The sequence below is a fragment of the Pseudomonas sp. P65(2024) genome, from assembly GCF_057480955.1.
Genome location: NZ_JBLIYX010000005.1, coordinates 325,024 through 338,309 on the forward strand (window position 1 = coordinate 325,024; position 13,286 = coordinate 338,309).

General features: G+C 64.7%; 12 protein-coding genes and 1 tRNA gene. 6 read left to right on the forward strand and 7 right to left on the reverse strand.

Features of this window, described 5'->3' with window-relative positions; genetic code table 11:
* Window positions 1-2: 2 nt before the first annotated feature.
* A complete protein-coding gene (locus AC25MA_RS10575) occupies window positions 3-1,346 on the reverse strand; it encodes an NfeD family protein (RefSeq protein WP_486972003.1) in 1,344 nt (447 codons plus the stop codon).
* Window positions 1,347-1,442: 96 nt separating this feature from the next.
* On the opposite strand from AC25MA_RS10575, the gene AC25MA_RS10580 reads away from it, so the two are divergent.
* From AC25MA_RS10580 to AC25MA_RS10590, 3 genes are all read left to right on the forward strand, one after another.
* Window positions 1,443-1,901 carry an aminoacyl-tRNA deacylase gene (locus AC25MA_RS10580; RefSeq protein WP_088852180.1) on the forward strand — a complete coding sequence of 153 codons (459 nt, stop codon included), beginning with the start codon at window positions 1,443-1,445 and terminating at the stop codon, window positions 1,899-1,901.
* A 60-nt stretch (window positions 1,902-1,961) separates the two neighbouring features.
* On the forward strand, window positions 1,962-2,204 hold the full coding sequence (locus tag AC25MA_RS10585; RefSeq protein WP_028688592.1) for a DUF2789 domain-containing protein: 243 nt from the start codon (window positions 1,962-1,964) through the stop codon (window positions 2,202-2,204).
* 70 nt (window positions 2,205-2,274) lie between these two features.
* Window positions 2,275-2,913, forward strand: coding sequence for a hypothetical protein (locus tag AC25MA_RS10590; RefSeq protein WP_028688591.1), 639 nt, complete (start codon window positions 2,275-2,277; stop codon window positions 2,911-2,913).
* A 6-nt stretch (window positions 2,914-2,919) separates the two neighbouring features.
* Here AC25MA_RS10590 and AC25MA_RS10595 read toward each other — a convergent pair whose 3' ends face one another.
* On the reverse strand, window positions 2,920-3,357 hold the full coding sequence (locus AC25MA_RS10595; protein ID WP_028688590.1) for a CBS domain-containing protein: 438 nt from the start codon (window positions 3,355-3,357) through the stop codon (window positions 2,920-2,922).
* Between the two features lie 146 nt (window positions 3,358-3,503).
* Entirely contained in the window at window positions 3,504-5,234 is a 1,731-nt protein-coding gene (locus AC25MA_RS10600) for a dipeptidase (protein WP_486972004.1), read from the reverse strand.
* A gap of 226 nt (window positions 5,235-5,460) precedes the next feature.
* Between AC25MA_RS10600 and AC25MA_RS10605 the strand changes: the two genes are divergently transcribed.
* Window positions 5,461-7,305, forward strand: coding sequence for a DUF3857 domain-containing transglutaminase family protein (locus AC25MA_RS10605; RefSeq protein ID WP_486972005.1), 1,845 nt, complete (start codon window positions 5,461-5,463; stop codon window positions 7,303-7,305).
* A 157-nt stretch (window positions 7,306-7,462) separates the two neighbouring features.
* Here AC25MA_RS10605 and AC25MA_RS10610 read toward each other — a convergent pair whose 3' ends face one another.
* From AC25MA_RS10610 to AC25MA_RS10625, 4 genes are all read right to left on the reverse strand, one after another.
* Entirely contained in the window at window positions 7,463-7,702 is a 240-nt protein-coding gene (locus AC25MA_RS10610) for a hypothetical protein (protein WP_197866685.1), read from the reverse strand.
* 589 nt (window positions 7,703-8,291) lie between these two features.
* Window positions 8,292-8,368, reverse strand: a tRNA-Arg gene (locus AC25MA_RS10615).
* Between the two features lie 85 nt (window positions 8,369-8,453).
* On the reverse strand, window positions 8,454-9,317 hold the full coding sequence (locus AC25MA_RS10620) for an ABC transporter ATP-binding protein (RefSeq protein ID WP_486972006.1): 864 nt from the start codon (window positions 9,315-9,317) through the stop codon (window positions 8,454-8,456).
* Window positions 9,314-10,897 carry an ABC transporter permease gene (locus AC25MA_RS10625; RefSeq protein ID WP_288520205.1) on the reverse strand — a complete coding sequence of 528 codons (1,584 nt, stop codon included), beginning with the start codon at window positions 10,895-10,897 and terminating at the stop codon, window positions 9,314-9,316. Before AC25MA_RS10625 ends, AC25MA_RS10620 begins: the two co-directional genes overlap by 4 nt.
* A gap of 303 nt (window positions 10,898-11,200) precedes the next feature.
* On the opposite strand from AC25MA_RS10625, the gene AC25MA_RS10630 reads away from it, so the two are divergent.
* A complete protein-coding gene (locus AC25MA_RS10630; RefSeq protein WP_486972007.1) occupies window positions 11,201-12,241 on the forward strand; it encodes an ABC transporter substrate-binding protein in 1,041 nt (346 codons plus the stop codon).
* Window positions 12,242-12,269: 28 nt separating this feature from the next.
* Window positions 12,270-13,175 carry a TauD/TfdA dioxygenase family protein gene (locus AC25MA_RS10635; protein WP_062359903.1) on the forward strand — a complete coding sequence of 302 codons (906 nt, stop codon included), beginning with the start codon at window positions 12,270-12,272 and terminating at the stop codon, window positions 13,173-13,175.
* Window positions 13,176-13,286: the final 111 nt, after the last annotated feature.

Consider the following 13,286-nt stretch of genomic DNA (forward strand, 5'->3'; position numbering starts at 1 on the left):
GTCTACTCTCCTTGCGCCGTGGGCGCAGTGGCGCTGACTTCCAGCGTCACGCCATGACGGGCGGTCACCCGCACGTGCTGGCCCGGCTGCAGCGGTGTCGCGCACTGCGCCTGCCACTGTTCGCCCTGGGCCTGTACCGAGCCGCAGAACGGGTTGTCCGCGCGTACCTGGGTCACCGTCACCAGGCTGCCCACCAGCCCGGCATCGCCGCTGACCAGGGCGCGTCGGCGCGCCTTCAGCGCCATGCCCAGCACGCCGCCGAGCAACAGCGCCGACAACACTGCCAGGCTGACGATCAGCGTCAGCGGAATGCCAAAGCCAGGGGCGTCGGTGTCCATCAGGATCACCGCGCCGACCACGAAGGCGACGATGCCGCCGAAGCCGATCACCCCGAAACTGGGCAGGAACGCCTCGGCGACCATGAACGCCACACCGAGCAGGATCAACGCCACCCCGGCGTGGCTCACCGGCAGCAGTTGCAGGGCGTACAGCGCCAGCAGCAGGCAGATGCCGCCGACCACGCCGCCGACTCCGGAGCCTGGGTTCATGAATTCGAACAGCAGGCCGTACACGCCGATCATGATCAGGATCAGCGCCACGCTGGGGTTGGTGATCACCGCCAGCAGGCGAGTGCGCCAGTCCGGCAGGTGCTCCACTACATTGGCGCCGGCGGTCTGCAGTGATGCTGGCTGGCCGGCGACGGTCAGCGTCCGGCCATCGAGCTGGCGCAGCAGGTCGGGCAGGTCAGCGGCGACCAGGTCGATCACCTTCAGCCGTTGGGCTTCGTTGGCCGACAGGCTGACCGCCTCGCGCACGGCCTTCTCCGCCCAGTCGGCGTTGCGCCCGCGCAGTTGCGCCAGGCCACGGATGTAGGCCGCGGCGTCGTTGACCTGTTTACGGGCGAGGGTGTCCTGCTCGCTGTTCGCGGCGGGCTTTTCGTCCTTGCCGGGTGCGCCGATCTGTACCGGCGTCGCCGCGCCCAGGTTGGTTCCCGGGGCCATGGCCGCCACGTGGCTGGCATAGAGGATGTACGTGCCGGCGCTGGCCGCCCTGGCGCCGCCCGGGGCGACGTAGGTGGCCACCGGCAGCGTGCTTGCGAGAATGGCCTTGATGATCTGGCGCATGGCGCTGTCGAGCCCGCCGGGAGTGTCGAGGCGGATGACCACCAGTTGCGCGCCCTGGGCCTGCGCCTGGTCCAGCCCGCGCAGGAGGTAGTCGGCGCTGGCCGGACCGATGGCGTCGTCGACGCTCAGCAGCCATACGTTGGCACCGGGCGCGGCCTGGCCGCCCGGGGCGAAGCCCAGGATCAGCAGCAACAGCAGCACGCGCCAGCGCCGGGCGATCACCTGTCGTCACCTCATGCGGACCTGTCCTTGAAGTTTAGTCGTGGCTGCCGGGCCACGGCCTAAACTTGAGGGTGGGGGCAAAACCGGAGGTGCATCATGCGTATGGCCAAGACCCTTCAGCAGCGCCTGGACCAGGCCAACTGCGACTACGACATCATTCCCCATCCCCATTCGGCCACCAGCCTGGAGTCGGCGCGCACGGCCGGCGTACCCGCCGAGCGGGTCGCCAAGTCGGTGATGCTCGATGACCGCCATGGCAACTACATCATGGCCGTACTGCCGGCCAACCGGCATCTGGACATGACCGAAGTGCGCATGACCGGCGCCTGGCAGCTGACCCGCGAAAGCAACCTGCCGAGCCTGTTCGGCGATTGCGAACGCGGCGCCATCCCGGCCCTGGGCGATGCCTACCACATTCCCATGCTGCTCGACCGGACCCTTACCCGCCAAGGTGATGTCTACCTCGAGGCAGGTGACCACGATCACCTTATCCACATGAGCATGGAGCAATACTTGAAACTGGTGCCGCACGCCGAAGTGCGCGAACTGAGCTGATGCTCGCAACCCACGCCGGGCTGGCGTCGTGGACGACCGGCCCGGCCATAGGAGTGAATTATGGAAGCGCCGATCCACAAGTTTTCCGAACTGTTCAAGCAACTGGGCCTGCCGGACGATGCGCTGGGCATCGACCAGTTCATCACCAGCCATTCGCCGCTCAAGGGGGATGTGAAGCTGGTGGATGCGCCGTTCTGGAACGAGTCCCAGCGCTCGTTCCTCAGGGACAGCATCCTTGAAGATGCCGATTGGGCGGAGCTGTTCGACCAACTCAACGAGGCGCTGCGCCGTCCCCGCCAATAAAGCGCCGAGCGGCACCTGATGGGTGATCGGGGCGTTGCTATGCTCAGGGAAAACAAGAGGGGATGGCGCAATGAAAGATCCCTACGCACCAGGTTTCTGGTGCACCGTGACGATCCTGGGCACCCTGACCGCCGGCTACTTCTACGGTATCCGGCACACCCACACGATGAACCAGGCCGTGCAGTTTCTCTATGCCGCCGCCGCCGTGACCGCGGCGGTGGCGTTGTGCGGGCTGGCGTGGATCGCCTGGCAGCAGCTGCACCTGAACAGACGCGAAGTCGCCCAGGGACGAACGTTGCTGACCATCTGGAACACCAAGGTCGCCCTGCGCCGGGTCGAGACGGTGTTCGACCGCTATTTCTGGGGCAGCTACTGGCACTCCGGACGCACCTTCGAGGAGGTGATGGGCGAGCTCAAGGGCACGCCGCTGGAGCAGAGCCTGGACGCCCTCAAGCGCCAGTGCCGGGAACTCGACCGGGAAGTGCACGACCACCACCATCACTGGCTGGCCAATGCCCGCGACCTGTCCAGCGTGGCCACGGCCATGGCCCGCGAGCGCTACCAGCTGGACCTGTGCGACGCGCCGGCCCGTGATGGCGGCAACACCGCCGTGCTCAACAGGGATCTGGAAGTGCTGGTGTACACCTGGTCGGCGCGCCTGCGCAGCTTCGACCATCAGCTGGACGAGCTGGAGCGCGCCTATCACTGAGCTGGGTCATTCACCGCGGATGTACTGCTCCAGTTGCAGGATCAGGTTGGCCTGTTCGGCGATGGTTTCCTTCACCAGGTCGCCGATAGACAGCAGCCCGAGCAGCTTGCCCTCATGCACCACCGGCAGGTGGCGCAGGTGGCGGTTGGTCATCAGGTTCATGCAGTACTCGAGATTCTGCTTGGGTTCAACCGTGACCACTGGAGAACTCATGATGTCGCGTACCGGCGTGGCCGCCGAGGAGCGACCCTTGAGCACCAGCTTGCGGGCGTAGTCGCGTTCGCTGACGATTCCCACTACCTGGCCATGCTCCATCACCGGCAGGGCGCCGACGTTCTTCTCCGCCAGCAACTTCAAGGCATCCAACACCGAGTCGTCAGGGTTGATGGTGTAGACGGTGTGGTGCTGGGACTTGGCTTTGAGGATTTGTTCGACGTTCTTCATACGGGCCTCTGTGGGTGCAAATGCGACGTGTCGGAGTAAATAAAGCATCCGGCACGGCGCTCTGCACGGCAATGCAGGAAACGGCATCGAGGTGATTGAAAAACGTCATCGCGGCAAGGGGCCGCAACGCGGCCCCGAGTGGGTCATCAGAGCTTCGGCATCTGCCCGATCCGCGCCACCATCTCGCTGACGACCTGCAGGTCGAGCATGAACTGCTCCACGGTCTTGAACTCGTTGTCGTTGTGCCCGGTGTACTTGACGTCCGGCATGGCCAGGCCGAACTGCACGCCGTTGGGCAGGTCGTGCACCGAGGTGGCGCCGGCGGAGGTGCCGTACTCGTGCTTCATGCCCAGGTTCTCGCTGGCCACGGCCAGCAGGGCCTTGACCCATTCGCCCTCGGGGTTGCGGTACATCGGCTCATCGAGGGTGTAGTCGAACGCCACCGGGGTCTTGCTCTTGGCCTTCCACGCATCGAGCTTGCCGGCGATCTCGCCCTTGAGGGTGTCGAGCGACTTGCCCTTGGGAATGCGCAGGTTGACGGCCAACTTCAGCGCCTTGTCATCCAGGCCGACGAAGGTCAACGAGGTGGTCAGCGGGCCCATGAAGTCGTCCTTGAAACCGACGCCGAGTTTGTTGCCCAGGTAGTCCAGGCCCCAGTTGTCGGCGGCGTAGCGAGCGGCGTCGGTGATGTGGTTGTGCTTGAGCGGCACGTCCTTGCCCAGGCCGTTGAGGAAGTCGAGCATGCGCGCCACCGGGTTGACCCCGGACTCGGGCTCGGAGGAGTGCGCCGACACGCCGGTCACGGTGAGCAGCACCTGCTTGTCGTCGACCTTGGCGTCGATGCTGAAGTCGCCGCCATGGCGTTTGACGTAGGCCGCGCCGGCCTTGTTCAGCGCCTTGGCCAGGTCGGCCGGCTTGTCGCCGGTCAATGTCGCCACCGAGCTGCCGGGGATCTGGTTGGTGGCCAGGCCGCCGGTGAGGTTGATCACCTCGGCGCCTTTGCCGTCACCGGCACGCTTGGCGAAGGTGGCCATGACGGTGCCGTAGCCTTTCTCGGCGATTACCACCGGGTAGCCGCCGTCCAGCGCCAGGTTGTAGTCGGGGGTGGCGTTGCGTTCGAAGTAATAAGGGATGGCGTCGCCGGTGGTTTCCTCGGTGGTGTCCACCAGCAGCTTGAACTGGCGCGCCAGCGGCAGCTTCTCGTCCTTGGCCACCTTCAGCGCGTACAGCGCGACGACGATGCCGTTCTTGTCGTCCTCGGTGCCGCGGCCGTACATGCGGTCGCCCACCAGGGTGACCTTGAACGGGTCGAGCTTGGTGCCGTCCTTGAGCTTCCAGTTGTCCGGAGTGACCGGTACCACGTCGGCGTGGGCGTGGATGCCGATCACTTCCTTGCCTTCACCGAGGGTGATCTCGTAGACGCGGTTGTCGATGTTGCGGAACGTCAGGCCGAAGCCCTCGGCCAGGGCCTTGATCTTGTCGGCGATCTTGATGAACTCAGGATTCTCGTGCTGCGGTACACCGTCCTTGCGAACGGTCGGAATCTCCACCAGCTCGCGCAGGGTTTCCTTGGCGGCCTTGCCGTACTTGATGCGGGTGTACAGGCCCAGCAAGCGGCTGATCTCGTCCTGCTGTTCGGCGCTCAACGGCTTGCCGGCCAGGTACAGCTTGAGGGTGTCGTCCAGCTTGTCGGCCTTGGCCAGGTCGCTGCCGGCCAGCTTGCCGAGGAACTGCTTGAAGTCGGCCGGGTCGCTGCCGTCGTAGGCCTTGATGATGGCGGCGGACTGCTGCTGGGAGAGGTTGGCCTGGGCCGGGATCGAGAACATGGCCACGCTGGCCAGCAGGAGCGATGCGGCGGATAGCTTGGTATATGACATGGGGGTGCGCATTCCTTTGCAGGGGTGGAGGGTGACCGTTTACGCAAACGGAAGATGCCCACGCTATCACCAATGACCACCGGCACGGGAGAGGTGGCAATGTGCTTTTCTGCACAAACGTGCAAGCGTTCATATACGGCGCGGCCTGCAGGTTTATGATAAAAATACGTATCATTAGCGTTTTTTGTAATAACCCTCGCGTCACAAGAGAAGGATCCTCATGTTCATGTCTTACCTTGCACCCCTGGCCGGGGTGCTGGCATTCACCCTGGCCTGCATCGCACCTGCCCAGGCTCGGGACGATGGCACCGACCACTCCGTCACCCTTGAAAAGGTCGTGCAGACCTTCACCGTGCAGCGCGACGGCAGTTTCCAGGTGGCGGTCGAATCGGTCTCGCGCATCAACGAAGAGCGCGCCATCCAGGCCAAGGCCCAGCAAGCACTGAGCTACAACCGTGGGTACGAGACCCTGGAGGTCGACCAGGCCTTCACCCAGAAGCCCGACGGGCGCAAGGTCATGGTCGACGCCTCGCAGATCAAGGAGCAGCAGGAGCAGGCGTCCACCTACGCGCCGATGTTCCAGGACTCCCGGGTCAAGGTGGTGATCTTCCCGGAAGTGGCCGTCGGCGACCGCCTGGTGCTGCGCTACAAGCGCCATCGCACCACCGCGCTGTTCCCCGGCCATTTCGAGGACCTCACCGCGGCGGAATTTCACCCCGTGGAGCAGTTCTCGCTGATCTACGACCTGCCGGCGGACCTGCCGCTGTATGCCGACGCCCGTGGTTTCAAGGCGTCCACGCCCAAGGCCGGCAAGGGCCGCAAGGTCTACCGCTGGGACTTCGTGCCGACCGACAGGGCCAGGATCGAGGCGAGCGCCGTGTCCTACCTGGACTATGGCCAGTACCTCGCGGTCTCGACCTTCAAGGACTACGCAGGGCTTGCCGCCAGCTACCAGGCGCGCGCCGACGTGCAAGTGACACCGGCCATTGCCGCGTTGGCCGGACAATTGACGGCGAACCTGCCCGACGCCCGGGCCAAGGCGCTCAAGCTCAGCGACTGGGTGCGTGAGAACATCCGCTACGTGGCGGTCTATGTCGGTGCCGGTGGCGTGGTTCCGCACGCGGCGCAGAGCGTGCTCGACAACCGCTATGGCGACTGCAAGGACCATGTGGCCCTGCTCGAGGCGCTGCTCAAGGCGGCGGGTATCGAGAGCTCGCCGGCGCTGATCAACCTCGGCAATGCCTACCAGCTGCCGAAGGTGCCGACACTCGGTGTGCTCAACCATGTGCTGACCTATGTGCCGAGCCTCGACCTGTACCTGGATTCGACCGACCCGTCGGTGGCCGCCGGTTACCTGCCGCTGATGGACCTGGACAAGACCACGCTGCTGACCGCCACCGGCGTGTTCGGCAAGACCCCGGCCACCCAGTTCGGCAAGCAGGTCGGTGAAATGCTGTTCAAGGTCAAGGACACGGGTGCCGCGGACTTCACCGGCGACTCGACCATCGAAGGCTGGGCCAGCGAGGTCAACCGCTATGGCGCCAAGACGATGAAACCGACGGACCTCGATCGCATTGTCGAGCAGGTGCTCAATGCCTACGGGCAACGGGGCAGCGGCAAGATCCTGATCCAGCCGTCGACGGCGCCGGAGCACTTTCGCAGCCAGGTCCAGGGCCATACCGAGAACCTGGTGAACCTGCCCGGCCCGGTGGGCGTGCCAGCCCTGAGCAGCCTGGTGGGCGGCATCGCCCAGTCAGTCTATGGCTTTGCCACCGAGAACGAGCGCACCCAGGGCTTCGTCTGCATCTCCAACGAAACGCTGGAGCAATCGCGCTTCGAGTTCCCGGCCGGGGTCACCGTCCTGGCGACGCCCAAGGCCGTTGCCGTGAAGGAAGGCAGTTTCGACTACAGCGCCCGTTACACCCGTGACGGCAACGCCGTGGTGGTCGAGCGCCGCATGCAGTTCAAGCACCCGAAGGCAGTGTGCACGCCTGAGGAGTTCAAGGCGATGAAGCCGGTCATCGAGACCATGGTCCGAGACCTGCAGGGCCAGATCATCGTGCAGGGCTGAGGCCCGGAAACGCAAAAGCCCCGCCAGAGCGATCTGAGCGGGGCTTTGCTTTTGCCGTCACCGTGCAAACACGTGGGTGACGGTAGAGCGTAGTTTGCAAACGAAAAACGGCGAGGGAATCCTCGCCGTCTGTTTGAACAAGCAGGTTACGCCGTTGTTAGGCCGAGCGGCGGGTCAGTTGGCTGATGCGGCCAGGAGAGAGCTTGAAGATTTTCGCCACTTCCTTCTTGGGAACACCCTTGCTAACGGCGGCGTTGATCTCCAGATCGCGAATCTGGCGATCGTGTTTTTTGTTATCCGTGTCCCGGAGGGAGTGAAGAATCTGAACCTGAGTTTGCAGGCCAGCTACCTTTCGCTCCAGCTCACGCACCCGGTGGTTCGTTACGTTGTCAGCCATGATATGATCACTTTGTTTAAAGGTGGGTAGGTTTGTCACTCCCCTCTTGAGTCGGCCCAGGTTCTTGCAGGAATACAGGCTGGCTTTCGGAGGGAAGGATGCAAGCCTTACCCATTTTTTTTTGCATTACAAGCCCTATTCCTCGCTCATGTAGAGGCAATGAAATATTGGGAAAAAATAGTAATAAAAATCAATAAATTACAATTATTAAAAGCATTTCTATTAAACAGTATTTTTTGATTGTTATATTTAATTTGAAGTTATAACAATTCTCTGGGTCGAAAGATAAGTGGGTCGCCGGTCGCTAAGCCGAGTAGTTCAGCAGTCGTGGCGAGTCGACTGTTTTCAGCTGTGAGCGGTCGCCTATCCAGCCCTCAAGTGCTCAAGGCTGGCCGCTTTGGACTGATCTCTGGGCCCGCTTTAACCCTGGTCTCACTTCATTGATGCTGAGGACTAGTGCAGGCCTGCTGGACCCTCCTCTCGCAGCGTAGGACGGGACACCGGAAACGAAAAAGCCCCGCCAGAGTGATCTGAGCGGGGCTTTTGCTTGCCGGCACCGGTGAACATACACGAGTGACTGCTGATGTCATGGCGCACTCGGCGGGATTCGAACCCACGACCCCTGCCTTCGGAGGGCAGTACTCTATCCAGCTGAGCTACGAGTGCAACGGGCCGCATGATACCCATCTGTGTCGGTGGCGTCCATGGCCTTGATCTGTGGAGTTTTTTCCCGGGGGACAGCGGGTGCCGGTCACAGTGCGATCAGCTCTGGCCGCAGCCCTTCCACCCGCTGTACCGCCGGCTTCAGGTACCCGCCGTTGCCGGTGATCTGGTGCAGGACCTTTTCGCGCAAGCCATGCAATGCCACGCCGGTGCGCTGGCGCGGGTGCGGCAGGTCGATTTCCACCACCGCCTTGATCCGCCCCGGCCTCGGCTCCAGCACCACCACCCGGTCGGCCAGGTAGGTCGCCTCCTCGGCATCGTGGGTGACCAGCAGGATGGTGATCCCCGAGCGTTCGCGAATCGCCAGCAGTTCGTCCTGCAGCTGTTGGCGGGTCAGCGCGTCGAGGGCGCCGAAGGGCTCGTCCAGCAGCAGGATCCGTGGGCTGGCCACCAGGCCTCGGGCGATGGCCACGCGCTGGGCCATGCCGCCGGACAGCTGGTGCGGGTAGGCCGACTCAAAGCCGACCAGGCCCACCAGTTGCACGTACTCGTGCACGCGCCGGGCGCGCTTGCCTTGGGTGAGCGTCTCGTTGACTAGCCCCAAGCCAATGTTCTGTGCCACCGTCAGCCACGGGAACAGGCGGTGCTCCTGGAACACGATGCCGCGTTCGCCGCCGATGCCGTCGACCGGCTGGCCGTCGACCCGGATCGTGCCGCTGTAGTCGGTGTCCAGCCCCACCAGCAGGCGCAGCAGGGTGGACTTGCCGCAGCCGGAGGAGCCGACGATGGCGATGAACTCGCCTTCGTTGATCGACAGGTCGAAGTGGCGGATCGCTTCGAAGGGCTGGCCATCGACGCTGAAGGTCTTGCCGACCCCCTCGAAACTGACCAGTGGCGGCGTGGCGTCGGGTTGGTTGGCCGCGTGCAGGGCCGGGGTGATGAAGGCGTTCATGCGGATCTCCAGCGCGTGGCGCGCGATTCGAGGCGTTGGCCGAGGTGGCCGAGCAGGGCGCCGACCAGGCCGATCAGGACCATGGCGGCCATCACCTGGTCCATGCGGAACAATTGCTGGGCGCCGATCATCAGGCTGGCGATGCCACCGTCCGAGGGCATGAAGTACTCGGCACCGATGGTGCCGAGCCAGGCGTAGATCAGCGCCAGGCGCAGCCCGGCGAAGATCGCCGGGGCGGCGCCGGGCAGCACCAGCAGACGCAGCCGGTGCGGCAGGTCCAGACGCAGGGCCTGGGCCGCCTCGCCCAGCTGTGGCGGGAGGCTGGCGATGCCGCGCTGGGTGGCGATCAGCAGCGGGAAGAACGCCGCCAGCGCGACGAACACCAGCTTGGCGCCTTCACCCAGGCCGAACCAGGCGGTCAGCAGCGGCACCCAGGCGAACAGCGCCACCTGGCGCAGCGCCGACAGGCTCGGGCCGAGCATGCGTTCGGCGTTGGCTGACAGGCCCAGCAGCAGGCCCAGTACGAAGCCCGCGCCACCGCCGAGCAGCAGCCCGGCCAGGGTGCGTTGCAGGCTCAGGCGCAGGGCCTCGGGCAATGAACCGTCGAGCAGGCCTGCGTACAGGCTGCGCAGCACTTCCAGCGGCGAGGTGAGGATGTTGGCGTCGACCCAGCCAAGGCTGTTGGCGGCCTGCCACAGCAGCAACAGCCCCGCAGGCAGCAGCAGGCTTTGCCAGCCGCGTGGCACCTGGCCGCGCAGCTGTTCGCCCGTGGCCGGTTGCGGCCAGTGCAACAGGCCGCGCTCCAGGCGCGTGAAGCCGCGATCCATCAGCGCGCCGACCAGGCCGATCACCAGGATGCAGAGGAACACCAGGTCGAGCATGAACAGTTGCCGCCCCCAGACCATCAGGTAGCCGATGCCTTCGCTGGACGCCAGCAGCTCCACGGCCAGCAGCGAGGTCCAGCCAGTGGCCAGGGCCAGCCGCACACCGGCGAGAAACGCCGGCAGCGCGGCGGGCAGCAGCAGGCGCAGGAACAGCAGGTGAGGGGGCAGGCGCAGGACGGCGGCAGCCTCGCGCAGCTTGGGCTGGGCGTCGCGCACGCCGACCAGGGTATGTAGCGTGACCGGCACCACCACGGCCTTGACCAGCACCACCAGCTTGAGCAGCTCGCCGATGCCGAAGAACAGCATGAACAGCGGGATCCAGGCCAGGGTTGGGATCTGTGCCAGGGCGACGAAGGTGGGCATCACCAGGGTCTGCGCTCGCCGCGATCCACCCAGCCAGGTACCCAGCAGCAGGCCGCTGGCGATTCCCGCCAGCAGTCCCCAGGCCAGGCGCTGCAGACTTATCCACAGGTGGCCCCAGAGCTCACCGGAGCCATACTCTAGCGCGCTCTGCCAGACCAGCGACGGCGCAGGCAGGATCTGCTCGCTCATCCAGTGTTCACGGCTGGCGATAATCCACAATGCCGCCACCACCAGCGGCACGGCCCACGGTATGTAGGAGCGGCCTTGTGCCGCGAAAGGACCACGTAGCGGCCTCCATCGACGGCGCTGGCCTACGCTCAAGACTTCGCTCATCAAGGCACCTCTCAAACAAACCATTCCTTGTTTATTCGTTTATGGAATTAAAAATTCTCACAAGCGATATTCAGGAGATAAGAGCATGCGCCTGCTGCATGCGAAACCCCCGAGGCATTGCGTTTTCCTCATATTTTTCATGCGTGCTCTGCAAGCCGCCCGGCGTCCCGCATGGCGCCTCGTTTATGTCTTCTGGTTACTAAAAAATGAAGTTTTGATCTTTGTAGGTTCTAACCGGACCTGCCTAGCTTCTGGCCCATAGCGCCGGCCATCGCCGGTGGCAGCCTGCCAAGGAGCCTTGCCATGAAAACCGCCTTCCGCCATCTGCTCAGCCCGTTGCTCGCCGCCTTGTTGAGCGCCCTGCCCGTGGCAGCCCATGCCGCCCAGCCGGATGTGATCCGTATCGCCGTGCCCGACCTCAGCGCCGGCAGCAAGCCCAGCGCCGGCGGCGTGGTGGATGTGCTGCGCGACCAGCAACTGCTGGAGAAAGAGTTCGCCAAGGACGGCATCCGTATCGACTGGCGCTTCTTCAAGGGCGCCGGCCCCGTGGTCAACGAGGCCCTGGCCAACGGCCAGGCGGACTTCGCCTACCTGGGCGACCTGGCCGCGATCATCGGCAAGGCCAACGGCCTCGACACCCGCGTGTTGTCGGCCGGGGTGCGTGGGGTGAAGAGCTACCTCGGCGTGGTGCCGGGCTCGGGCATCCACAGCCTGCAGGACCTCAAGGGCAAGCGCGTGGCGGTGTTCCGCGGCACCGCCAACCAGCTGTCGTTCGCCAGCGCCCTGGCCAGCCAGGGGCTGTCCGAACGTGAGCTGAAAGTCATCAACCTCGATTTCAACGCGGCCAACGCCGCCCTGGCCGCCAAGCAGATCGACGCCACCTGGGGCCTGTCCAGCCTGCTGTCGCTGCGCGAGCGAGGGCTGGTCGAGCTCCCGGTCAACTCCCGGGACCTGAAAGGCGCCGGCAGCACCCAGGCGGTGCTGCTGGGTACCGGCGAGTTCATCCGCCAGCACCCCGACCTGGTACAGCGGGTGGTCAACGCCCAGGAGCAGGCGGTGAAGTGGCTGCGCGACGAACGTAACCGCGAGGCCTATGTGGACCTGGTGGCGAACACCGCCAACTGGCCAAGGGCGATCCTGCGCGACGACCTGGCCGAGGAGAACCTCGCCGACTACTTCGACCCACGCCTGGATGCCGGTTTCGTCGGCCTGCTGCAACAGGGCGTGGACCTGGCCGTCAAGGAGCGCCTGATCCGCCGTGGCTTCCAGGTGGCCGACTGGATCGAACCCCGTTTCATCGATGCCGCCCAGCGGCAGGACCAGGCCGTCCAGGCCGTCCGCTGACCCGACAACAACCGTGAGGAGCACGACCATGAGCAACGCCGCACTGGCCACCGCGCCGCAAACCCTGGAACTCGACATCCACCCCGTTGCCGGGCGCATCGGCGCCGAGATCCGTGGCATCAAGCTGTCCGCCGACCTCGATCCGGCCACTATCGATGCCATCCAGGCGGCATTGGTGCGCCATAAGGTGATCTTCTTCCGGGCCCAGGAGCACCTGGACGACGTGGGGCAGGAGGCCTTCGCCCAGTTGCTCGGCGAGCCGATCGCCCATCCCACGGTGCCGGTGGTCGATGGCACCAGCTACCTGCTGCAGCTCGATGGCGCAGAAGGCCAGCGGGCCAACTCCTGGCACACCGACGTGACCTTCGTAGACGCCTACCCCAAGGCCTCTATCCTGCGCAGTGTGGTGGCCCCGGCTGCCGGTGGCGACACGGTGTGGGCCAACACCGCCGCAGCCTATCAGGAGCTGCCCGAGCCGCTGCGCGAACTGGCCGACAAGCTGTGGGCGGTGCACAGCAACGAATACGACTATGCCAGCGTGAAGCCGGATGTCGATCCGGCGAAGCTTGAGCGCTATCGCAAGGTGTTCACCTCGACGGTGTACGAGACCGAGCACCCGGTGGTGCGGGTGCATCCGATCAGTGGCGAGCGGGCGTTGCAGCTAGGGCACTTCGTCAAGCGCATCAAGGGCTATTCGCTGGCGGACTCGCAGCATCTGTTCGCGCTGCTGCAGGGGCATGTGACACGCCTGGAAAACACCGTGCGCTGGCGCTGGCAGGCGGGGGACGTGGCGATCTGGGACAACCGCGCGACGCAGCACTATGCGGTGGATGACTACGGCACCCAACCGCGCATCGTGCGCCGGGTTACCCTGGCTGGCGAGGTGCCGGTGGGGGTGGATGGGCAATTGAGTCGGACCACGCGCAAGGGCTGAGATCGTTGGGGCGGAAGTGTCAGATTTTTTGTGTGCGGGCCGGTAACGGCCTGCCGTCAGGCAGGCCCTGACTTTCACCAGGTCGGCCTGATGAACCGATCTCCGTACAAA

Coding starts and splice junctions, on each gene's coding strand:
- AC25MA_RS10580 (WP_088852180.1), top strand. CDS start 1,443: ATGCGTATGGCCAAGACCCTTCAGCAGCGCCTGGACCAGGCCAACTGC.
- AC25MA_RS10585 (WP_028688592.1), top strand. CDS start 1,962: ATGGAAGCGCCGATCCACAAGTTTTCCGAACTGTTCAAGCAACTGGGC.
- AC25MA_RS10590 (WP_028688591.1), top strand. CDS start 2,275: ATGAAAGATCCCTACGCACCAGGTTTCTGGTGCACCGTGACGATCCTG.
- AC25MA_RS10595 (WP_028688590.1), bottom strand. CDS start 3,357: ATGAAGAACGTCGAACAAATCCTCAAAGCCAAGTCCCAGCACCACACC.
- AC25MA_RS10600 (WP_486972004.1), bottom strand. CDS start 5,234: ATGTCATATACCAAGCTATCCGCCGCATCGCTCCTGCTGGCCAGCGTG.
- AC25MA_RS10605 (WP_486972005.1), top strand. CDS start 5,461: ATGTCTTACCTTGCACCCCTGGCCGGGGTGCTGGCATTCACCCTGGCC.
- AC25MA_RS10610 (WP_197866685.1), bottom strand. CDS start 7,702: ATGGCTGACAACGTAACGAACCACCGGGTGCGTGAGCTGGAGCGAAAG.
- AC25MA_RS10620 (WP_486972006.1), bottom strand. CDS start 9,317: ATGAACGCCTTCATCACCCCGGCCCTGCACGCGGCCAACCAACCCGAC.
- AC25MA_RS10625 (WP_288520205.1), bottom strand. CDS start 10,897: ATGAGCGAAGTCTTGAGCGTAGGCCAGCGCCGTCGATGGAGGCCGCTA.
- AC25MA_RS10630 (WP_486972007.1), top strand. CDS start 11,201: ATGAAAACCGCCTTCCGCCATCTGCTCAGCCCGTTGCTCGCCGCCTTG.
- AC25MA_RS10635 (WP_062359903.1), top strand. CDS start 12,270: ATGAGCAACGCCGCACTGGCCACCGCGCCGCAAACCCTGGAACTCGAC.